This window comes from Pseudomonas sp. SIMBA_068, assembly GCF_046534705.1.
Lineage (GTDB): Bacteria > Pseudomonadota > Gammaproteobacteria > Pseudomonadales > Pseudomonadaceae > Aquipseudomonas > Aquipseudomonas putida.
The window spans coordinates 1-379 of the sequence record NZ_JAWRYI010000117.1 but is presented as its reverse complement, the minus strand read 5'-3'; the positions used below and the strand labels follow the sequence as shown (position 1 = coordinate 379).

General features: G+C 63.6%; 1 protein-coding gene. It reads right to left on the bottom strand.

Translation table 11 applies throughout. From position 1 onward, the window contains the following. Positions 1 to 379: hypothetical protein (locus SB756_RS28435; protein ID WP_410912833.1), on the bottom strand; the 379-nt coding region annotated here is incomplete at both ends.

The window sequence follows — 379 nt, the reverse complement described above, 5'->3', positions numbered from 1 at the left end:
CCTGCTGATAGGCCTCGACAAAAAGGCTGAGACTCTCGGCGTCGACCCGGCCATCGCCGTGGGAGATGGTTTCCAGCGCGATGTCGTAGACCCGTGGCAGGCCGGCCGAGGGGCCGTTGTCCAGCCGCGGCAGTTGCAGGCTGTAGTCTGTCGGCAGATGACGTTTGGCGATGCGGATATGGGTCTCGACCAGGTAGAAGTTGTCGAGCAACCATTGCGCCGCTGGCAGCGCTGGGCGCGAGCTGGGCAGAGCGCCAGCAAGGGAGGTACAACAGGTGGAGAGCATCCGCTCGTTGTCAGCCAGACGGTCGAGCAGCGAATCATCTGCGGGCAGTTGGCTCAAACGATGCTGGCTAGCAAGCCAGGTGCCGTGTTCCGC